At 43.7% G+C, this 21520-nt stretch carries 18 protein-coding genes; 13 read left to right on the forward strand and 5 right to left on the reverse strand.

Annotation, left to right across the window (positions count from 1 at the left end):
- Positions 1–92: 92 nt before the first annotated feature.
- The 4 genes from G625_RS0103465 to G625_RS0103485 all read right to left on the reverse strand — a co-directional run bounded on the left by G625_RS0103465 (position 93) and on the right by G625_RS0103485 (position 3591).
- A complete protein-coding gene (locus G625_RS0103465) occupies positions 93–893 on the reverse strand; it encodes a DUF6040 family protein (RefSeq protein WP_156885014.1) in 801 nt (266 codons plus the stop codon).
- Entirely contained in the window at positions 820–2124 is a 1305-nt protein-coding gene (locus tag G625_RS0103470) for a relaxase/mobilization nuclease domain-containing protein (protein WP_029200001.1), read from the reverse strand. The genes G625_RS0103465 and G625_RS0103470 overlap by 74 nt, the downstream gene beginning before the upstream one ends.
- Entirely contained in the window at positions 2073–2465 is a 393-nt protein-coding gene (locus G625_RS0103475) for a plasmid mobilization protein (protein ID WP_049895659.1), read from the reverse strand. Before G625_RS0103475 ends, G625_RS0103470 begins: the two co-directional genes overlap by 52 nt.
- A 655-nt stretch (positions 2466–3120) precedes the next feature.
- Positions 3121–3591 (reverse strand): hypothetical protein, encoded by a 471-nt coding sequence (locus G625_RS0103485; RefSeq protein WP_029200003.1) that lies wholly within the window; start codon positions 3589–3591, stop codon positions 3121–3123.
- Between the two features lie 766 nt (positions 3592–4357).
- Here G625_RS0103485 and G625_RS22280 point away from each other — a divergent pair.
- The 13 genes from G625_RS22280 (at position 4358) to G625_RS0103550 (ending at position 19896) form a co-directional block, all read left to right on the forward strand.
- The gene (locus tag G625_RS22280) at positions 4358–4519 is read left to right on the forward strand and encodes a hypothetical protein (RefSeq protein ID WP_156885015.1); all 162 of its coding nucleotides are present in this window, start codon (positions 4358–4360) and stop codon (positions 4517–4519) included.
- Complete coding sequence (locus G625_RS0103495) at positions 4516–4971, forward strand: hypothetical protein (RefSeq protein ID WP_029200004.1); 456 nt, start codon at positions 4516–4518, stop codon at positions 4969–4971. Before G625_RS22280 ends, G625_RS0103495 begins: the two co-directional genes overlap by 4 nt.
- A 132-nt stretch (positions 4972–5103) precedes the next feature.
- The gene (locus G625_RS22285; RefSeq protein ID WP_156885016.1) at positions 5104–5265 is read left to right on the forward strand and encodes a chemotaxis protein; all 162 of its coding nucleotides are present in this window, start codon (positions 5104–5106) and stop codon (positions 5263–5265) included.
- Between the two features lie 84 nt (positions 5266–5349).
- On the forward strand, positions 5350–6735 hold the full coding sequence (locus G625_RS0103505) for an ATP-binding protein (protein WP_029200005.1): 1386 nt from the start codon (positions 5350–5352) through the stop codon (positions 6733–6735).
- A 528-nt stretch (positions 6736–7263) separates the two neighbouring features.
- Entirely contained in the window at positions 7264–8919 is a 1656-nt protein-coding gene (locus G625_RS0103510; protein WP_029200006.1) for an amidohydrolase, read from the forward strand.
- A 78-nt stretch (positions 8920–8997) separates the two neighbouring features.
- On the forward strand, positions 8998–9978 hold the full coding sequence (locus G625_RS18185) for a DUF3089 domain-containing protein (RefSeq protein ID WP_044931439.1): 981 nt from the start codon (positions 8998–9000) through the stop codon (positions 9976–9978).
- A 407-nt stretch (positions 9979–10385) separates the two neighbouring features.
- Positions 10386–11573, forward strand: a complete 1188-nt coding sequence (locus G625_RS0103520; protein ID WP_029200007.1) for a sugar ABC transporter substrate-binding protein — start codon at positions 10386–10388, stop codon at positions 11571–11573.
- A gap of 230 nt (positions 11574–11803) precedes the next feature.
- Complete coding sequence (locus G625_RS0103525) at positions 11804–12772, forward strand: ABC transporter permease (protein ID WP_029200008.1); 969 nt, start codon at positions 11804–11806, stop codon at positions 12770–12772.
- Positions 12773–12786: 14 nt separating this feature from the next.
- A complete protein-coding gene (locus G625_RS0103530; protein WP_029200009.1) occupies positions 12787–14286 on the forward strand; it encodes a sugar ABC transporter ATP-binding protein in 1500 nt (499 codons plus the stop codon).
- Positions 14287–14358: 72 nt separating this feature from the next.
- A complete protein-coding gene (locus G625_RS0103535; RefSeq protein ID WP_442852564.1) occupies positions 14359–15270 on the forward strand; it encodes an ABC transporter permease in 912 nt (303 codons plus the stop codon).
- A gap of 121 nt (positions 15271–15391) precedes the next feature.
- Positions 15392–16522, forward strand: a complete 1131-nt coding sequence (locus G625_RS0103540; protein WP_029200011.1) for a GntR family transcriptional regulator — start codon at positions 15392–15394, stop codon at positions 16520–16522.
- Positions 16523–16686: 164 nt separating this feature from the next.
- On the forward strand, positions 16687–18123 hold the full coding sequence (gene araA, locus G625_RS0103545) for an L-arabinose isomerase (RefSeq protein ID WP_029200012.1): 1437 nt from the start codon (positions 16687–16689) through the stop codon (positions 18121–18123).
- Between the two features lie 171 nt (positions 18124–18294).
- Positions 18295–19896, forward strand: coding sequence for a xylulokinase (locus G625_RS0103550; RefSeq protein WP_029200013.1), 1602 nt, complete (start codon positions 18295–18297; stop codon positions 19894–19896).
- Between the two features lie 172 nt (positions 19897–20068).
- Here G625_RS0103550 and G625_RS0103555 read toward each other — a convergent pair whose 3' ends face one another.
- Positions 20069–21436 (reverse strand): GGDEF domain-containing protein, encoded by a 1368-nt coding sequence (locus G625_RS0103555; RefSeq protein ID WP_029200014.1) that lies wholly within the window; start codon positions 21434–21436, stop codon positions 20069–20071.
- Between the last annotated feature and the right edge of the window lie 84 nt (positions 21437–21520).

Genomic DNA, 21520 nt, shown 5'->3' on the forward strand with positions numbered 1-21520 from the left:
TGATAAGATTAGAGAGAAAAACATTGCTGTTTTGGGTGACTTCTATACCAAAATGGGTAACTTAGCTAAAAAAAGGTACTGTCTAAATTGGACTAGCGTACCCTCATGACGTACATCATCCGTAAAAATACATACACAGCATGTATAATCAGGAATACCAGGATTAAGTTGCATTTTATGAAGGTTAGGCTATCAGCAAACCATACCAACAAGGCAAGAGATACCAGGGCTACAGCAACACTCAGGGTGTCCGCAAATGATTTTGAATAGGCTTTTCCTATGATATATAGGACGAAACCCGTTATGGCTATGATTCCAACGTATATGAGAAGAAAACCTAAACCAGCAAGTAATCCAGGAACTAGCACATCTATGATGGGATAGGGGATATGTTCCTTTAAGGACCACGCAGCCGATGCAAGATCAAAAGCATTTTCCAACAAAAAGCAGATATAGTTTCCTAAAAACTTGAATACCAAAATAAAGTCATTAGTAAATCTTTTGGAGTTGACCGCAGCCAAAGAGGTGACAAAGAGACCATAAACGATTCCACCCCTGGTCAGACCATATAGAAGTTTTACCTTTCCTTTATACAATCTTTCCAGCTCACGCATCTTATGTTCATGTGAATTATTTTGCTTCTCAACAAGTTCTTCATAGTGTCTTTTAAGGTCATTCTTCGTACTTGCAACCTTGGATTCAGCAAGGGCATCAATTTTAGCAGATTCATCAGCTATCAACTTTTGCGCCTCACGTTCACGGGCTTTGGCAGCATCAATGGAAGATTGAAGCTCAACCCGTATTTGCTGATATTTCTTTTTAACGGCTGTAACCATGGCTGATGCTTCGTTTCTTGCGTTTTGCTCTTTTTTCAGCAATTCTTTGTTGCTCATCTCTAATCGCTCGTTCTCTTTCAAGATTAAGTCTGCGCCGCTCAGCTTCCCTATCCTGTCGTTCAGCGATACAATAGTCTCGCTTTTCTTCTGAAGCTTTTTCATGAGATTCGAGTTTTCGGATGAAAGCTTCCGTATCTTCTCTATATCCGATGTTCTCCCTTGTTTCTTCAGAGATTCCAGTTCCGGCACAATCTGATCTAGCTGAGACTGCATATCCTTTATCATGCTGGCAAGATCTAGCAGGTCTTGGGATTGCTCCCGAATTTTCTCGGATTGCTTCTGAATTATCTCCAATTGCTCTTTCATTACCGAGTCTCGTAATTTCGGACTCAAGTTCGGAATAGTAGCGTTTGAGTTCTGCATAGGCTGCAGCTCTTTCTTTATCGGCTCTGAGTATGTCGAGCCTGAGTTCATTCTGTCTCGTAAATTCATTTAATAATGCCTCCTTGTTTACTTCCATACCTGTAAAGGTCTTTTCGATGTTAGTGTCACGGACTTTTTTTCCGTCTTCATTTTGGAATACGATATGCTTTCGTGAATCCTCCCATTGAACTGACCATCCTCTTTCTGCCATTCCGGAGATAAATTCTTCACGGCTTGTAGACTCGGGAACGGTTTCAAGGATTGCAATTGCGCATTCAGCAACAAAGCTCTTCTTTGAATCATTGATAAGAAGGTTGTACTTGTCTTTGCTCCATGCAGTGATCTCACCCTTTTCAATAGCGGATCCGTCAAAGTGTTGTCCCTTTTCAGCAATACTGAGACCTCTTTCAAGGCACAGGATATTGGTGAAGTCTTTTTGTTGTTGGAGATCCCGCTTAGTCTGATGAAGCTTCATCCCGTCAATATATGAAACGCTGTTAGTGACAATGTGGCAGTGCAGGTGATCCTTATCCTGATGGACACCGATGACGCACTGGTGGCCGGAGAAGAATTTATCTGAAAACTCCTTTCCGATAGCAAGGACATCGGCAGGAGTAACATCTTCATCTTTATGGAAACTGATGATGTTATGGACATACATTCTTACGGAATCCTTGTTCCAGAGCTTTTTTTCTGAAAGCCATGTTTTGTAAACATCGTCGTAATTGATGGTATCAGCAGCATAAGGCCCTGTGACTTCGACGTAGCCTTCTTTTATCTTTTCATCACGGAGAACGTATTCAATGACATTCCTCATTGCTCCGTGACTTTTTGTTGATTTATTGACGACCTTATTGATTGCCATATCATTTCACTCTCCTTTCTCATATCACTGAGCTGGTCGGATAATCTAGTCAGCGTGGATTCCCCGGACAGATAGCCTTTGCTGTTCGCAATGTGGGCCATTTGGTTCACGTTTGTGCCAAGGCCCCAGACCTGCTTTTCAAAATCTGCGAAGGTCTTGCTTATATCCTTAAGGACAGCGATTTCATCGGAAGGGGTTATGGTGGCACCACGAACGGCATTTATCACAAATGCCTGTTGTGAAAGACCGGACTCTTCAACTTTATTCTGGAAGTCAGCGTACTCAGTTTCATTCATCCGTACGGTGACTGCCCTATTTCTTTTACGCTTAACTTTAAGCATTTTGTTCACTCTCCTTTTCATTCTTGATATACACATAGGGCGACACCCTATGTGTGATAATCCGCATAACATCTGATGCACAGTATGTTATGTAGAGCAGGGTTCCAAGGGGATGCAATACCTTTGGCGGGATGCAAGGGTGGACCCTTAGACGGACTGAAGGAGGGCTTCGGTGTGCAGAGGTTGAATAAACCTTGCTGGGGGTTCCAAGGGGGCAAAGCCCACTGGCAAGTTTAGCGGAAGCGGAAAAGCCCAAAGGCTTTTCTGGTGCAGCGGTGCATTGTGGCTTGCCACAATGCGAAACTTGCCTAATCACCCTGAGGGGTGATTTGTGGTCTTGCGATTTACCCGGAAGGAGATGACTGATGACCGGAGTGAGAGCCGGGGCATTGCTTCCGATAAGGAAGGAATGTCCTGCTCGAACGGAGGTCAAACGGAGAAGGAGCAAAGAGTCCGGTGGACTGTTTGCTCCTTCGTAGTGGTCAGGCATCGACTGAACGGGAAGAAATCAAAGCGGTGCGAAAGCATCGGCTTGATTTCTGCTAAATCGCCTCGTCCGATTGGAGGGGCTTTTGAGTTTCCATATTCTTCGCATAGAAGAATATGTGAAACGAGGAAGTCCCGGAATGAGGACGAGAACGCCCGAGGATGGGGATCATATTTCAAGCTCGAATTTGATGCGTCCGGAATTATAATCCTCCATGAACCTACGTAAAGCACATCCGAGGGTGACGGAAGGAAATGGAACATTCCTGTTGAAGGATTTCCATTCTTCCGCAACGGCTTCTTCGATGATGAAAGATTTTCGGGTAGTGCCATCTTCGGATTTTTTCATGCGGATAACGGTTGGCTTCAGAATAGGAGAGGATCCTTCAGATGTTTTGTGCCATCCGTTTTCGTAACCTCTGTCACGGATAAGTCCGGTGAGGTAGGTGTAGGAAAAGTCACAGTTCATGTAATCCGAAAAATCTTTCCCTGTATGGCCCTGGGCCTGTTGGATCATCTGGAGAAGTTCGGCATCGGTTTTCTGCTGAGCTTCTTCCTTTGTTATCTTCAGATTATCAGGGAGTGTCACATCCGCTGAAACACTCTCTGTTGCTAAATTGGTAATGTTGTAAACATCCATTGATATTTCTCCTCTATAAAAGTGTTTTTTTCGATAGTTTCATGTGACCATATCAACTATCAGTTACAATTGAATCCGTGGTGACGTTGCTGTACAATAAGTGTACGAGCCCGTCTTTTTCATTAGCGTCCACGAACGCTCTAAAGGAGCCTGGGTCTTGCGGTACCTGCGTGATTTGTCGTGTTGCCTATCAAGCACCTAGAGGAGATTTGTCTACACCGTACCGCTTCATTTCGAAGCAATCGGCGATAACACTGCGTTTAATGCGCACCCCATTGTATGCTGCCACAGAAAATCTGCAGTACCAACGCAGTTCCATATCTTATTCAAGTCCTAGCGAAGAATCTCTTCGTCTTTTTGTGTTGTCACATCATCACGTAACCCCACTTTTATTTCTGACTTACAGACGCTTCACAGTCTAATTGGCTCCTTTACTAGATCTATTTGTTTATGGCAACTGTATATTTCACAGTCAAAACCGGTTTTAGTGATATGCATTTGGTTGCCTTTTTTTAGTTACACAGTAAATATGTGATGAATTCTTTAAAACGCACACAGGAATTTCTATTTATTTTGAGTACGTGTTTAGGAATTTTCTTTCGAACACGTTTTAGACGGGTTTTAGACATAATGAACGAGCAGATAATAGAGAATTAATGTACAATTTTTTCCACCTGCCATGATGTAGACTCAAATCATAGAAAAAGTAATTACACATTACTTTGCATCGTTTACACAATTTGCCAACTGGCAGGAAAGGATTCCTATGAAGAACGAAAGAGTATTAAGCATGGATGCTGACAGCAGGATATATCACAAGCCGAATTGTCACTACGTAAAAATGATGTCTCCAAAGAACCGAATGTCTTTAGCAAAAGGAATGCCCAGAAAAGAAGATACCGCATCTGCAAATGCTGTAACTCAATGACATACCATTACAGAACTGAACAGAATACCATCGAATACTACAGAAAGAATAAAAAGATGGATTTCAGGTTCATAGATAGTGTGTTGTATGTAAAAACCGAGATTGGTTGTTGGAAAATGGTCTATTCCAAAAAACATGAGGCTATTACCCTCTACCATAGAAACACTGTTTCAGAGCCTCTGGATTTTGTTCATCCTGAGAATGAACCTTATCATAGGCAGGTAGATGCGTTATCCAGTAACATGATAAGCGGATATCTCAACTACATCTATGAGCACGACAGATATAAAGCTGCCATGGAGCGAGGCGAGAAGAATTTCAGATTCTCAAGTAAGAAATATGCCCGTCATGAAGCAAAAGCACAGAGAAAGAGAGCACATAAGAGGGTTAATCAGCTCTTCATGCTCCTTGAAAAGGGAAATTTCAATCTCCTTAAATTATCAATCTGCTAACATACATGCAAGTATCATCTATACAAAAGAAACGTCAATCTATTGGTAGAAAGGACAATATTATGGATATATTCAGAACGATAGTCACAACAACCGTTTCGGTTGTCACATGGGAATTACATAAAAGAAGAGATGAGAAAGAAAATCAAGCAAGTCAGTACAGAAACATTTAAAATTAAAAAAGAGCTGATGGATGAATTCTCTGCCTCATGCGAAAAGGCAGGAGTTGACGAGGGTTTTCAGCTAAAGAAACTGATAACAGATTTCAATGACAAAGTTGCTAGTCAAGGGTGAGCGTCTCTGCGTAATATATTTACTGGTATTATATTTTGTATTATAATATCTGTAGATATATTTATTTTGCAATAGGTGACCTATATGAAATTCGTAGACAGAATTAATGAATTAGAAACCTTGGATAATGAATACCGCAAGGAAGAGGCGACTTTTGTTGTGCTGTACGGAAGAAGGCGTGTTGGAAAGACAGCTCTTATTAACCATTTCTGTGAAGATAAACGGGCTATATATTTTCTGGCAACTGAGGAGAATGAATCTGAAAACAGAAATGCCTTTAAAAATCTGGTGGCTGAGACCTTTGACAACGATTTGCTGGCTGAATCGAGCCTTAGCTCATGGGATCCTATATTTAAGGTTGTCGCGTCGGAGAGCAAGAATGAACGGATAATACTTGTTATCGATGAGTTTCAATATCTTGGAAAAGCCAATGCTTCGTTCCCGTCTATCATGCAGAAGATATGGGATACCATATTAAGTAAATCGAATATCATGCTAATCCTATGCGGTTCGCTCATTAACATGATGACATCCCAGGTACTCAATTATAATTCCCCATTGTACGGCAGACGAACAGCCCAGATAAAGCTTAAGCAAATAGATTTTGCCTACTATCACGAATTTAACGAGAAACTGAGTTTGGACGAACAGATAATGAGATATGCCGTCACCGGTGGAGTACCTAAGTACATTAATATCTTTCAGGATGAAAAGGATGTATATACGGCAATAAAGAAAAACATATTGTCAACGAATGCATTTCTGTACGCTGAACCCGAATTCCTGCTTCAGAAGGAAGTGTCGGAAATAGGAAGTTATTTTTCAATACTGAAGACTATTGCAGCTGGAAATCACAAGCTGGGTAAGATTGCAGCCGCATTAGAAGTCCATCAGACTAAACTTACATCCTATCTAAAGAATCTGATGGACCTTGATATCATCGAAAGAGAAGTGCCTATTACAGAGGAGCATCCTGAAAAAAGTAAGATGGGCTTATATAACATCAAGGATAACTTCATCGCATTCTGGTTTAAATATGTTTATCCGAATAAAAGCCTTCTTGAATCAGGAAGGTCAGAATTCGTAGAGGAGAAGATACGGAAAAATCTGATAGATAATCATGTTTCTTATGTTTACGAAGACATATGCAGACAACGGACCTGGGACTTGTTATCTGATTCACTTATGTTTAACAGAGTTGGCAGATGGTGGGGCGCAAAGGATGTAGAAATCGACATCGTGGCCTACGATTCAAACGGCAAGGATATCCTTTTCGGGGAATGCAAATATTCCAAAAATAAGAAGGGACTATCTGTTCTTGATGCTCTGAAGGATAAATCCAGGGAGGTGAAATGGAATATGGAGAACAGAAAAGAGCACTTTGTAATCTTTTCAAAGAACGGCTTTACTGACGAACTGTTGGAATATGCGGAGGACAATCATAATGTTTATTTAAGAACAGATACGTAAAGTATTGAGCTGTCAGAAATACGAATTATAAGACAAATTGTTGTGAATTCAAGAATTGGCCGGAAGGCATAAAAATATTGGCCGGATTTTATTTGAAGTACAAAAAAAGCACGTAATATCAAGGGTTTATTCACTTTAAACACGGTTTGATGAAAACATACTTCTACTCATATACGGGCAGGATGGTAAACCAGAATAAGCCGCATGATTTTGAGAAAAAAGCCTGATATTACGTGGGTTTTGAGACGATAAAGCGAAATAAAAGTACTTCAAAGGTAATTCTATTTACCTGAGAAGTACTTTTTTCTTATCAGGCCACGTCTCCTTAGTTACATCTCGAAAAAGAAGCTTTTTATGGTCTGCCATGACATGACTTTGCTGCCTGATCGTGTGGCGGACAATTATTTCGAATTTAAAATTATATGAGAAAGAACATCTGTCGATAAAACTTATGTATGTGTTAACGGGCTTTTTTTAGATGACAAAAAAGCTGGCGGATAAAGAATATATTTTTCAAAGGAGCAAAACATGAAAGCAGATAAGATCATCAGGAATGCGAAAATCTTTACATCGGACAAGGCCAATCCACAGGCTGCAGCTCTTGTGGTAAAGGACGGCAAATTTGTCTATGTTGGCGACGAGGCAGGACTTGCGAATTATGAGGGAGAAATTACAGACCTAGGTGGAAAGTTCATTATGCCCGGCATCATCGACAGCCATGTCCATATAACCATTCCTGTGGGGTTTGAGTACGCAGAAATCGATGAACGCCTTGAACCGAACGGCAAGCAGGAGGCATTGAACCTGATGGAAAGGTTTATCAAGGAGCATCCGGGGCAGAAGCGCTACAGATTCTTTTTGGAGAAGAAATACCTTAAGGGAGAGGATATCGTAAAAGAGGAGCTCGACGCTATATGTCCTGATGCCGAGCTTCAGATTCAGGAAGGCGAGGGTCACAGCATCTGGGTAAACTCAAAAATTCTTGAACGGCACGGTATCACAGACGATACTCCAGATCCAATACCAGGACTTGCATTTTATGTAAGAAAAGACGGACATGTTACCGGAAATATGTATGAAGGCGCAACGGAGGTTCCCATCATTCTCGACAGCGGAATGGAGCTTAGCGATGAACAGGTTGATGCGGCACTAAAACGCTGGATCGATTTTTCAGTCGAATACGGAGTTTCCGCAGTATTTGATGCGGGACTTCCCGGCGATATGAAATTCCATGAGAAGGTATATAAGCGCCTGTGCGAACTGGATAAGCAGGGAAAGCTGCCCGTTTATGTTGACGGATGCCTGGTTGTCAATGCCGAAAAGGATGCAGAGGAGGGCCTGGAGCAGCTGAAGCGTATACAGCGTGAGTATAACACTGAGCACCTGAAGGTTCATACAATGAAGATTTTCATGGACGGTACCCAGAAGATCCATACCGCTGCAATGGTAACACCTTATGTAGATATCCATACACTGGGATCTACCGCTTTCACTGCAGAGGGAATTGCGAAGCTTTTGAAGAATCTTAATGAAGCAAATCTGGATCTTCACCTTCACACAGTCGGAGAACGTGCATCACGAACAGTTCTGGATGGCGTAGAGATGGCAAAAAAAGAAATGGGCGATGACCTCCATGTGAGAGTCACCTGTGCACACCTTGAGGTGCAGTGTGATGAGGATCTTGACCGTTTTGCTAAGCTTGGAGTTTATGCAAACTACACACCGCACTGGCACGCAGGAGATACCAGCTTCAGTGCTACATGGCTCGGCGAGGAGCGTTCCAAAAAGCAGTTCCGCTGCAGAACTGTCTGGGATACCGGTGCCAAGGTAGCATGGTCAAGTGACAACATTGTCTTCGGAGACTTTATGACCTGGAATCCGTATCTTGGCATGGAAGTCGGAATGACACGTTTGATCACAGAAAAGACCAGACATTACGAATTTGCCAGATTCCCTGAGGTATTTCCTCCTGAAAAAGAGGTAATGACAATTGAGGAGATGCTGGTTGGATATACGATAAACGGAGCAGAACAGCTTGGCATCGAATCCAAAAAGGGTTCCATAACTGCCGGCAAGGATGCAGACTTCCTGGTATTCGACAAAGACCTGCTCACAGCCGAAAAAGAAGGATTCAGCTTCAACAAGCCGGAGGAAGTTTACTTTGGCGGAAAGAAAGTGAAATAAAAATATTTGTTAACGGTTCAGCCTGTTCCTCATGGTCCACAGGCTGAACCGTAAAATTAAAAGCAGAGAGGAGAAATAATGAGCAACAACCTTTCATCAGATACATTAGGTATTGCACCCGACTATTCCAGGAAAGAATGCTGGTGCAAGCTTCCGGAAATCACCAAGGATGTTGATACCTTCTATGTCTATGCGACGGAGTATATCATGGGAAGCTTTGCAGAAGGTGCCCCCGACTTTGCCAGCCTCGACAATGAAGAGATGCTGCAGGGTGCGGAACAAGAGTACCAGCTGCATGCGACTGCTTATGAGGATGCCACCAACCTTTTCATCCCGTACTACCGCCAGTCAGGCTTAAAGTATGCCGGAAAAATGTTTAAGAAAACCGGAACCGCAGATGCTGCTTTTGCAGGCATGCCCATGGACGATATAACTGCTGCCCTGGACTACTATTTTGAAAACTACAACGGTGGTCGTCCTTTTATCATCGCAGGTCATAGCCAGGGCTCAGCCATGGTTCTGTTATTGCTTCGTACTTACTTTAAGGATCACCCGGATTACTATGCACGCATGGTCGCAGCCTACACCATCGGCTACTCCGTCACAGACGAGTATCTTGCGGCCAACCCGCACCTTAAGTTCGCCACCGGCGAAACCGACACAGGCGTCATAATAGCATGGAATACAGAGGGGCCTAAGAACGTTGAGACTAATGCTCACAACGTCGTTGTACTGCCTAACACCAGAAGCATTAACCCCCTCAACTGGAAGCTTGATGAAACCTACGCTCCGGCCAGCATGAACCTGGGATCCCTCGTGGAGAACGAAGAAACCGGTGAGGCCACGATAGGCGATATGGGTGCGGATGCGCAGATCAATCTCGCCCGCGGTGTGGTCGTTACTCATGCAAAGGTTGAACCAATGCCCGAGGAAAATGCCAGAACCGCAGCCGAGTTCTTCGGCCCGGACGGTCGCCACGCCAGCGATTATACCTACTACTATAGCAACATAAAGGATAATGTAGGAAAACGTGTTGCGGCGTATAAGGACAGTCATTAATAAAATAAATTATAAAAATCGAAGTTAAACACTCGAATTCATAGTATTTCTGAGGAATGTGGTTATTATCACATTCCTCTTTTTATTGTCAGAAAAAATACATAAACCGTACAAATGCCAAGTTGTATTGTTTTTTGGAACAACGTCCTCTAAATGTTAAATTTATATAGAAATTGAACTATTTTTCACTCATAAAAACCACCCAAAATCAAGGGCTGTTGTGTATTTGACATATTTTCGTAGATTTTCGCGCCATTTATATGTGATTTTATGCATATTTTCAATACAACTTTGTGATATAAATACCTTGTATTGTATTGCAAATAGACAAAGCCACTGATAAACTACGTTCAACGAGTTGTGAAAAGCAACAAAAAAGTGATCAATCATTAAATGGAGGTTTAATAATGAGAAAAATTCTGAGAAAAGTTGCGGCCGTTGCAGCGTCCGTAGCTATGGTAACCGGACTTACAGCTTGTGGCAGTAACAGTGCACCCACAGCACCTGCAGCACCTGCAGCAGGAAGCGGACAGACAGCCGCTATCGACAACAAGGACATAAAGATCGGTGTATCTATCTGGTCTTCAACAGACGTCCTCGGATCACAGTGCAAGCAGATCCTTGATGAGGCCGCAAAGTCTCTGGGCGTTCAGGTTCAGTATGTTGATCAGGGCCATGTTTCCGAAAAGGTAACAGCTTCTGTTGAGCAACTCGCAGCAGCCGGCTGCCAGGGAATCGTAATCTGTAACTCATCTGATACAGAGATGACTTCAGCCATCAAGACATGTAACGACAACAAGGTTTATCTCGCACAGTTCTTCCGTGTAATCTCAAAGGACAACAGCGCAGACATCTATAAAGCTGCTACAGATTCACCTTACTATGTAGGTGCTGTTCATGAGAATGAGCCCGAGAACGGCGAGAAGCTTGTAAACATCCTTCTCGACAAGGGCGATCGCAACATCGGTCTCATCGGATGGGAGCAGGGTGATGCAACCTGGCTCGGAAGATGGGAAGGCTATAAGGCAGGTGTTGAAAAGTGGAATGCAGAGCATCCTGATGATCAGGCTAAGCTTTCCGAGCCCCAGTATGCAGGTACGACTTCAGAGGGCGGTTCAAAGGCTGCAGAAGCTCTGATGTCTGCAGATCCGTCTCTCGATGCACTTATCCCTGCCGGCGGCGGCGGAGATCCTCTTCAGGGAGCTATTGCAGCTGTTGAGCGTGCAGGAAAGACACAGGATATCGACATCGTATCAACAGACTTCCTTCCTGATCTCGGAGAGAGACTTGAAAACGGTTCAATGGCAGGTGAGTCCGGCGGACATTACTGCGATCCGCTTATCGCATTCATGATGGTTTACAACGCTATCAAGGGCAACTACACAGGATTTGAAGGACAGTTTAATGACGTTCCGTTCCCATATCTCTATGTATCATCAGCCGATGACTACAAGGCTTATGAGAAGTACTTCGTAGACCAGCTTCCATATACAGACGAAGAGCTCGTTTCAATGTCTGAGCTTTCATTTGATGGACTTAAGGAAGCAGCCGCTAAGATTTCTATCGAGGATGCAGCTGCGCGTGCAGGAAAATAAATACAAAAACTATTAATAAACATCATATGAGCCGGTATCGAGCTTAGGCACAGATATCGGCTCGAGTTTTAAAAACATCTGTCAGGTTTTCGAAGAAGACCTGACATGTAGCATCAGCCATTCGCTAAACGAATTTTCTCCGGGCTGATGTTTCCAAAATACAGCCCAGGCTTTTACCGTAGAGAATCATACAGCCGGGCTTCCCACAGATATATAAATGAGGTAACAAAATGAATTCTTCCGCTGTAACAATGGATCAAAGAAAGATTGAAGGAAGCCTTCGCGGTTATTTGATTTTACTCTTACTGGTTGTGCTTTCCTGGGGAATCTTTAAAATACTTACACCACACAATTTTGGATCATTCAACAATATGCTAAGCTATTTTCAGGCCAGCCTTATCGCAAGTGTAGGTGCCGTAGGTTTCTACTTTGTAATGGTCATGGGTATGTTTGACTTTTCAATCGGTGCAAACATCATGCTTTCAGCAATAGTAGGCTGTGTTTTCGCTACAAAGCTTGGCCTTGGATATGCAGGTCTCATTATAGGCGCTTTACTCTGCGGATGTCTGGTAGGACTTTTCAACGGAAGCTTTTATGTAAAGCTTCGTATCCCGTCAATGATAGTAACCACAGGTCTTGCACTTATTTATGAGTCGGTTGCAAACTACATTGCAGGCGGCGTTGAGCAGACATTACCGGCAGGTCTGAGAGTTTTCGGACAGATGCCCGGCGATATCATTCTTGCAATAGCCGCTTTTATCGTAGCTTATGTATTCCTTAACTATACAAAAATCGGTACTTATACCTATGCCATCGGCAGCAACGAATTTGTTGCAAAGAACATGGGTATCAATGTCAACAAATACAAAGTTCTGGCCTTCATTTTAAGCGGTGGCTTTTTAGGCATCATGGCAGTTCTGACCATAAGCTATGGATCCTCAATGGTCGCTGTAACCGGCATGGCTTCCATGAGCCGTAACTTTATCCCTACAATGGGCTGTTTCTTCGGAGTTGCCTTCAAAAAATACGGCATTCCTTTACAGGCCATCATCATCGGTGAGTTCATCATCAACATCATCTTTTTCGGCTTTATCGCATTGGGCGCTCCCACAGCGATTCAGGATGTTATCACAGGCTTTGCGCTTCTGATCATCATCACTGTAACCACAAAGATCAATAAAGGCGAAATTGTAAAGTGACACAGGAGGGTACAATGAGCGAGGTTCGATTAGAGGTAAAAAATCTTTGTAAGTCCTTCGGTATCACGAAGGCAGTTAAGAATGTTTCTTTTAACATCAACAAAGGAGAGGTTCACGCCCTGATAGGCGAGAACGGATCAGGAAAGTCAACATTAACAAATATGCTGACAGGCATTTACAGTATAGACAGCGGTATCTTTGTTCTGGACGGCGAAGAAATCCATCCGAAAAATCAGGTGGATGCCAACAACCACGGCGTTTCCATCATAGTCCAGGAGCTTGGAACACTTTCAGGTCTTACCGTAGCAGAAAATATATTCCTGGGGCATGAGGAAAGATTTGTGAAGTGCGGAATCAAGAACACAAAGCAAATGATAAAAGAGGCCAATGAGCTTCTCCACAGCTACGGATTTGACAGGATCAAAGCCCAGAGAATGATCGATGACTACAACTTCGAAGACAGGAAGCTGGTTGAGATCGTAAAGGCAACTTATTTTGACCCAAAGATCGTTGTTATCGATGAGACCACAACAGCTCTTTCCCAGGAGGGAAGAAATGAGCTTTACAAGGTTATGGACAAAATAAGAGAGAAGGGCAATACCATTATCTTTATATCCCATGACCTTCAGGAAATACTCGATCGTTCAGATACCATCACGATTCTTCGTGACGGAGTTTATATCGATACCGTAAAGAGCAAAGATGTTTCCGAAGAGGATCTGAAGCGTCTCATGGTAGGCCGCGAAGTGACAGGAGATTACTACCGTTCAGATTACGGCAGCAAGGTATCCGACGAGGTCGTTCTTTCAGTGAAAGATGTATCGGTACCGGGGCTCCTGAACAAGCTTGATTTCGAGCTTCACAAAGGAGAGATTTTAGGCTTCGGAGGTCTTTCGGAATCCGGAATGCACGAAGTAGGCAAGGCCATCTTCGGTGCTTCCTATGACAGAACCGGTTCCGTAAAGCTTTCAGACGGCACCGAGATCAATGATATCCCCACAGCTATTCAGCACAGCATCGCATATACTTCAAAGGACAGAGATAATGAATCCGTTGTACTTAATCAGAGCATCATGGACAATATCTGCCTTCCTTCTCTGGATGAGCTTGCAGACAAAAGACATATGTTAAGTGATAAAAAGCTCAGAGACTTTGCAGATAAATTCGCAAAAGACATGTCGGTAAAGATGGTAAATGTCGATCAGTTTGTATCAGATCTTTCCGGCGGAAACAAGCAGAAGGTAGTTCTCGCCAGATGGATAGGCAAAGATTCGGATATCGTCGTACTGGACAGCCCGACAAGAGGTATCGATATCAAGGTAAAGCAGGATATATATCAGCTCATGGACAGAATGAGAAAAGCAGGAAAATCAATCATCATGATTTCCGAAGAGCTGATGGAACTTATAGGAATGTGTGATCGTATCATCATCATGAAGGACGGAATGATCAACGGACAGATCGAAAGAAGCGAGTCACTGGATGAAAACAATCTGATCACAATGATGGTTTAAGGAGGAATTATGGTGGCAGTGAGTAAAACAGAGATGGCAGCAGCAAAAGAAACGAAAACAGGAAATCTCTCCATGATTTCCGCAGTCAAGACATATCTTCCCATCGTTGGTCTGATCATAGTATTTTTGGTATTTAATGTTCTGACTAATTTCAGAATGGTCAAAAATATGCCCCTTGTTCTTTCCCAGGTATATGTGACCATGATCGCCACAACCGGTGTATTTTTTATCATGACCATGGGAGGTCTTGATTTTTCACAGGGATCCATCCTGGGAATAGCATCCATAGTGGTATGTATGGTGTCCAAAATCAACATCCCCCTAAGCATAGTATGCGGCATCCTGACAGGAGCACTGATAGGTGCATTTAACGGATATTTCTATGTATACCGTAAGATCAAGTCCTTTATAGTTACTATCTGTACAATGTTTCTGTTCCGCGGATTCATCAAGTACCTGACCACCAATGCTCCGGTAGCGGGATCAGCTGCTCTGATAAATTTTGACAGAACAGAACTTAAAGTAGCTCTTACTCTGCTTGTTCTTGTTACAGGTTTTGTACTTTTCAGATTTACCAAATTCGGAACTTATCTGAAGGCTATAGGCGCAGGAGAGAAAGCAGCCATGTTCTCAGGTATCCGAACAGACAAGATGAAATTCTGGGTTTATGTATTGTCCGGCGCCATCACAGGTTTTGCGGCATTCATAAATGTTATCAAGGTCGGATCCGTTACATCTTCAGGCGGAAGTCAGTTGGAAACACAGATTCTCATCGCTCTTGTACTCGGAGGAATGCCTATTTCAGGCGGAGCCAAGGTTCGTTTTGAAAATATCATCGTAGGTTCGCTTCTGTATATCGTACTTAACAGCGGACTCACCATGATGGGATTTTCAACACAGATGATGCAGCTTATACAGGGAATAGTATTCCTGGTATTTGTGGCAGTTTTTGCAGACAGGAAATCATTACAGGTCATCAAATAACCAACTCAAAACCTGTGACCCCTTGTAAATATCTTTTTTACGAGCCAACAAAATCTGCATCTGTGTCAGATACCAAAGCCGGAAAACATCATTTACAGATGAGTAGTGAAGAGTAAACAGAATGAGCAAAGATAACCAAAAGCATATCAACGAAAGCTTAAAATATCAGAAACTGTATAAATGGGGCCGTACGCTCATCATGAGTGGCGTCATTAAAAACGGCGACAAGTTCATGTCCGAGCATGTACTGGAAAAAAAGTTTGGCTATTCCAGGCAGACTGTACGTATGGCCCTTGACAAAATGGAACAGGAAGGACTCATCCAAAGGGTCCGCGGCAGCGGAACCTACGTTTCCTACCATACTGATGCGGAACCCGAGGGGGATAAAAAACCGCATATAGGTTTGATTCTTAGCTATTTTGCAGATTATCTGTTTCCGGAGGTCTATGCCGGAATAGAATCGGTCATGAAGGAACAGGGGCTTCAGATCGATGTAGCCATTACAAAAAATCATCTCAATGAAGAAACCATGTTCCTTGAAAATTTCCTGAAGGCAGGTGTTCAAGGCCTGATCATAGAGGGCACACGTACGAGCTTCCCGAATCCCAATCAGAGATTGTATAAAGAAATCAAAAGGAAGAATATCCCTACTATCTTTATCCATAATCATTATTCAAACATAAATTTCGACAGTGTTGAAATGTCTGATGCAAAAAGCAGCTATGAACTGACTAAGCATTTGATTGAAAATGGTCACAGAAAGATCGGGGGAATGTTTAAGTCGGATGACATGCAGGGAATGGAACGCTATCGTGGTTATACAGAGTGCCTGTCCGAACTGGGTCTTCGCTTTGACGACGACTGGGTACGCTGGTACACCACAAAGGACATGGAGGATAAATTCAGCAAGAAAAGTCTGATGTCATTCTATCGCAGGACAAAGGAGTGCACAGCCCTTGTTCTCTACAATGACGAGATCGCATATCGATATATAGATTTTCTTAACGAACGAGGCGTGAAGGTGCCGGAGGATGTTTCCATTGTTTCCTTTGATGATGCAAAAATGCAGGAGGCCGGAGAGCTGACGATTTTATCGGCAGTACACCCGAAATTCGAAATGGGAAAACTCACAGCCCAAAATCTCCTCCGCATGATGAAGGATCAAAACTGGACTCATCATGACTACTCTTATCAATTCCCTGTTTCGTTTAATCAGGGTAATTCCGTAAGGGATATAAGAGATCATAAATAGAATGCCTTTACCTGCAGGATATTTGTCACGGATCATATAAAAAGGCAATAACATAGCTAAGTGGTTTTATTTATGGCAGGTTTTCTATAAAAACCGCCATTTACCATCAGCCTCTCGCAAAGCGAAATTTAAACGGCAGATGTAATCAGAAAGAAGGAAGAATTATGAAGAAATTATATTTTGTAGTCGGCAGTCAGGATCTCTACGGAGACGAATGTCTCCGTCAGGTTGCAGCAGATGCTGCCGATATGGCATCATTTTTAAACGAAAACCTTCAGGAGATCGTATCTGTAGAGCTCCTGCCTACAGTTGTTGATTCAGAGACCTGCATTGAGGATCTCCGTAAGGCATCCGTTGATGACGACTGTGTTGGTGTCATCACCTGGATGCACACCTTTTCACCGGCCAAGATGTGGATCAAGGGACTTCAGGAGCTTCGTAAGCCTCTTTTACACCTTCACACACAGCATAATGAGAAGCTTCCCTATGACAGCATTGACATGGACTTTATGAACCTTAACCAGTCAGCTCACGGCGACCGCGAGTACGGCTTCATCGTAGCACGTCTCGGAATCCCGCACGAAGTTGTGGCCGGTTACTACAAGAATGAAAGTGTCCTCAAAAAGATCCGTCAGTTTGCAGAGGTTGCGAAGGCCATTGACTACTCACATCATTTAAAGGTTGCATCCTTCGGAAACAACATGCGTGAAGTTGCTGTTACAGACGGCGATCGTGTAGAATCACAGATCCGTTACGGCTGGGAGTGCAATTATTTCGGCATCGGCGATCTGGTTAAGATCATGGCCGATGTCTCTGATAGTGAAGTAGATGCAAAAATGGCAGAGTACGAGGCAAACTACACCATGAAGACCGATAATGTGGCTTCTGTTCGTGAACAGGCAAAGATGGAGGTGGCTCTCGATAAGTTCCTTGAAAAGAATCACATCGGTGCCTTTGCAGATACCTTCCAGGATCTTCACAATCTTAAGCAGCTTCCGGGCATCGCAGCACAGAACCTTATGGCTAAGGGCGTTGGTTTCGGACCTGAGGGAGACTACAAAATCTCTGCATTATCCGCTGTTCTCATGAAGATGGCAGAATCAAGAAAAGGTGCTACCGGATTCATCGAGGATTACACCTATGACCTTACAGAAGGTCAGGAGGTGGAGCTTGCTTCTCACATGCTGGAGGTACCGCCTGCATTTGCAGCAACAAAGCCTGAGATCCAGGTTCATCCTCTGGGCATCGGCGGAAAGGAAGATCCGGCACGTCTTGTATTTGACGGAGTAACCGGCGACGCAATTCAGGTAACCATGGTGGATATGGGAGACCGTTTCCGTATCATCTGCGCAGATATCGAGCTTGTAAAGCAGGCAGCGCCCATGCCTAAGCTTCCGGTTGCCCGTATCATGTTCCGTCATAAGCCAAACTTTGAGATCGGTACCGAGGGCTGGTGCTACGCAGGCGGAGCTCATCACAGCGTCATATCAACAGCATTAACAAGAGCTGATATCGCCCTTTTCGCAAAGCTTACAGGCACAGAGCTTGTAACTATCGGCGAGGATACAACCGAGGCAGATCTCCTTCATCTGGGAGCTTGATAAATCTGTATCTCAGAAATAAACGTAAAAGTTCAGCCGGTGGACCATAGGGACGGAGTTAGTGGTTCACCCTCTGATCTTTTACAAATTAGTTTGGTTTGTAGAACCGATTAGATTGGTATCTATACGTCAAAAAACGTTAATAGATGAGAAGAGAGGGTATAAAAAATTATGGGTGCAAAAGAAAAAATACTGGAAGGAAAGACGGCTCTTGGCATAGAGTTTGGTTCAACCAGAATAAAGGCAGTACTTACGGATGATAAGGGGCACGTTCTCGCCATCGGATTCCACGACTGGGAAAACAGACTGGTAAATGACATCTGGACCTATACTATGGAAGATATCCATAGCGGACTTCGGAGATGCTACAGTTCTTTAGTGAAATCAGTAAAAGAGCAGTATGACGTAGTGCCTGAAACCTACGGTGCCCTGGGAATCAGTGCCATGATGCATGGAATCCTGGCCTTCGACAAGGGCGGAAAACTTCTCAGTCCTTTTGAGACCTGGCGAAACAGTAACACAGAGCAGGCAGCTGATGCACTTACGAAAAAATTTCAGTTCAACATCCCTCTTCGCTGGACCATCTCACACATCTACCAGATGGTTCTGGAGGGAAGAAGCTTCGTAAAAGATTTCTCCTTTGTAACAACACTTGATTCCTTTATTCACTGGGAACTCACAGGAGAGAAGGTTACCGGCATAGGCGATGCAGCGGGAATCTTCCCGATTGATTCAGAGAAGCTTGACTATGATGAGGAGATGGTGGCAAAGTTCGATGCTCTCATAAAAGACAAGGGGTATACATGGACTCTTCGGGATATTCTTCCCAAAGTTCTTGTGGCAGGTGAGCAGGCAGGAGCATTAACAGAAGAAGGTGCAAAGCTTCTGGATGAGACCGGCACCCTGAGGGCAGGCGTACCCATGTGTCCTCCCGAGGGAGACGCCGGAACCGGCATGGTGGCTACCAACTCCGTAGCTCCCGGCACGGGTAATGTTTCCGCCGGCACAAGTACCTTTGCCATGCTGGTACTTTCACAGGACAAGAAGCTGTCAAAGCTATATCGCGAGATCGATATGGTTACAACTCCCGACGGATATCCTGTTGCAATGTCTCATGCAAATAACGGAACCTCGGATCTCAATGCCTGGGTGAATCTCTTTAAAGAATTCTCAGAGCTTATGGGATATACCGTTGACTTGGGTGATCTGTACGGCAAGCTCTACACCAATTCTTTAAATGGTGACAAAGACTGCGGTGGACTTCTGCCTTACGGTTATTTCTCGGGAGAGGGCATCACTCACTTAAATGAAGGAAGACCTTTATTTGCCCGCACTCTGGACAGTAAGTTCAATCTTGCAAACTTCATGAGAGCCCATCTCTACACCTCTCTCGGAGCTGTAAAGCTCGGTCTGGACATCCTTTTGAAGGATGAGAAGGTGCCGGTCAAGAGCATTACCGGTCACGGCGGTCTCTTCAAGACAAAGGGCGTTGCCCAGAATTATCTTGCTGCGGCTGTCAATGCTCCGGTAACCGTTATGGATACCGCAAGCGAAGGCGGTCCATGGGGTGAAGCGCTACTGGCCCTTTACATGCTCCGCGGCAAGGATGCCGGAAGCCTGGGTGATTTCCTTGCAAAGGAAATATTCGCAGACCAGTCCGGAACCACAGTTTCACCGGATCCTGCCGATGTAGAAGGCTTTGAAACCTTCACACAGCATTACAAAGACGGAATCGCAGTAGAACGCGCTGCCGTCGATGCCATGAAATGGTAGTTTTCAGACCCACCGGGGACGGTTCTCGCCGGCGAGAACCGTCCCCGGTGGATAACTGAAATGGTAGATTTTCTCCTCATCTATAAATGCATGCTTTCCGCCATTTATATCTGACACACAGATGTCAATCTAATCGGCTATTATATATCTACAGAAAAGCGGTCGGTGCTTATCATGGGCACTGGCCGCTTAATTCTACCATTCTTGAAAAGTAAGTCAGGTCTGCGAAATCCGTTTCCGACAGTCTGCAGGAGCTGGTTATATTGCTGACAAATATGATATAGCCGCCCCTCTGTGTCAGAGTCATATGATACACCACAAGAACACGAAAGCAATTATCCACCATAAATGAGGCAAACCTGTGATAATTATCCCTTTGCAGATCAAACATGTTGACTACTTTGACAGGGTAGGTATCAAACATAGGATGAAAATCCTCAGGGACAGTTGAAGACAGATCCAGACTGTCAATTTCAAAACTGTTTCCGACGGCATCATCAGTGATTTTCTTTAAACCGAAGGAGGATGTAAGATCATCCTCTCCAAGGAAGAAGACCTCATCAAGGTTATAAGTGACCAAAATCTTCTCAAGTGCCGTATTTAACGAAAGGGTTCTTCTCATCATGAACTTATCCATCAGCTCCATGATCACATCACTCTTTTGATTATTGATGATCATATGCTGGGCGATGGTCATAACCTTACCGTCATACAGAATGTTTCCGTGGATATGGGGAGTGTAAATGATATAGCGATCCTTGCCCTTTGTCTTGGCAAGATAGAGCATCTTGTCCGAAAGCTGGAACATGCTGTCATAATCCTTTGCATTATCTGGGAAAAGAGCTCCGCCCATTGAAATCGTTACGGTCTTATTTGCTTTTTCATCCATGTATTTCTCACGGATATCATATCTGATTGCCCTCAGAATCTCACGAAGCTTCGGTTCTGTATTGACCTTTTCCAGAACAAGCATAAATTCGTCACCACCGATCCTTCCGACAGCGCCCTTGTCACCCACATATTTCTTTGCAGACTTTGCCACTTCTATGATCACATCATCTCCGGCCATGTGCCCTAAGGAATCGTTAACTGATTTAAAATTGTCGATATCCATCAGGCAAAAGTAAAAATGCCCGGGAGGAGACTTATGCATAAGGTTTTGGGCATACTCAATAATGGCACTCTTGGTGTATACACCGGTCATCTTGTCGTAGCATTCTTCCTCAACATCGTTTTTCATGGATTGAATGTCTGAAAGATACACCTTTATATTGTCATCGGGGTTTACAGGTTTTTCTATTGTTGCCGCAAACCATGACAGGACACCGTCAATATTCCGCACTCTGAAGCATGAAAGAGTCGACTGCCCCGGCTCCAGGGCATGTATTTCATCCCTAAGGCCGGTCAGATCCGTGGATGGAACGAGCATACTAAGATCATCCACGCTGCTTTGGCCGGTATAAGCAAGAAAACTCTCGCTGCAGTGCATGATATTTAAGTTTTTATCAATCTCAACAAAGGAACTCTTGAATTTTCCCATATCACAGTCTCTCAAATATATCAATAAGAAAATGATACCGATCACCCACATACGAAAACGGTACCGATCACCGGAATACAAAAA

Source organism: Oribacterium sp. NK2B42 (assembly GCF_000424445.1).
GTDB lineage: Bacteria > Bacillota > Clostridia > Lachnospirales > Lachnospiraceae > Oribacterium.

Bases quoted from the DNA above. Each gene is read 5' to 3' on its own strand.
- G625_RS0103470 (WP_029200001.1), bottom strand. From the start codon at position 2,124: ATGGCAATCAATAAGGTCGTCAATAAATCAACAAAAAGTCACGGAGCA.
- G625_RS0103540 (WP_029200011.1), top strand. From the start codon at position 15,392: ATGAGCAAAGATAACCAAAAGCATATCAACGAAAGCTTAAAATATCAG.
- araA (WP_029200012.1), top strand. From the start codon at position 16,687: ATGAAGAAATTATATTTTGTAGTCGGCAGTCAGGATCTCTACGGAGAC.
- G625_RS0103465 (WP_156885014.1), bottom strand. From the start codon at position 893: ATGAGCAACAAAGAATTGCTGAAAAAAGAGCAAAACGCAAGAAACGAA.
- G625_RS22285 (WP_156885016.1), top strand. From the start codon at position 5,104: ATGAGAAAGAAAATCAAGCAAGTCAGTACAGAAACATTTAAAATTAAA.
- G625_RS0103510 (WP_029200006.1), top strand. From the start codon at position 7,264: ATGAAAGCAGATAAGATCATCAGGAATGCGAAAATCTTTACATCGGAC.
- G625_RS0103535 (WP_442852564.1), top strand. From the start codon at position 14,359: ATGATTTCCGCAGTCAAGACATATCTTCCCATCGTTGGTCTGATCATA.
- G625_RS22280 (WP_156885015.1), top strand. From the start codon at position 4,358: ATGAAGAACGAAAGAGTATTAAGCATGGATGCTGACAGCAGGATATAT.
- G625_RS18185 (WP_044931439.1), top strand. From the start codon at position 8,998: ATGAGCAACAACCTTTCATCAGATACATTAGGTATTGCACCCGACTAT.
- G625_RS0103505 (WP_029200005.1), top strand. From the start codon at position 5,350: ATGAAATTCGTAGACAGAATTAATGAATTAGAAACCTTGGATAATGAA.
- G625_RS0103525 (WP_029200008.1), top strand. From the start codon at position 11,804: ATGAATTCTTCCGCTGTAACAATGGATCAAAGAAAGATTGAAGGAAGC.
- G625_RS0103520 (WP_029200007.1), top strand. From the start codon at position 10,386: ATGAGAAAAATTCTGAGAAAAGTTGCGGCCGTTGCAGCGTCCGTAGCT.
- G625_RS0103550 (WP_029200013.1), top strand. From the start codon at position 18,295: ATGGGTGCAAAAGAAAAAATACTGGAAGGAAAGACGGCTCTTGGCATA.
- G625_RS0103555 (WP_029200014.1), bottom strand. From the start codon at position 21,436: ATGGGAAAATTCAAGAGTTCCTTTGTTGAGATTGATAAAAACTTAAAT.
- G625_RS0103530 (WP_029200009.1), top strand. From the start codon at position 12,787: ATGAGCGAGGTTCGATTAGAGGTAAAAAATCTTTGTAAGTCCTTCGGT.
- G625_RS0103485 (WP_029200003.1), bottom strand. From the start codon at position 3,591: ATGGATGTTTACAACATTACCAATTTAGCAACAGAGAGTGTTTCAGCG.
- G625_RS0103495 (WP_029200004.1), top strand. From the start codon at position 4,516: ATGACATACCATTACAGAACTGAACAGAATACCATCGAATACTACAGA.
- G625_RS0103475 (WP_049895659.1), bottom strand. From the start codon at position 2,465: ATGCTTAAAGTTAAGCGTAAAAGAAATAGGGCAGTCACCGTACGGATG.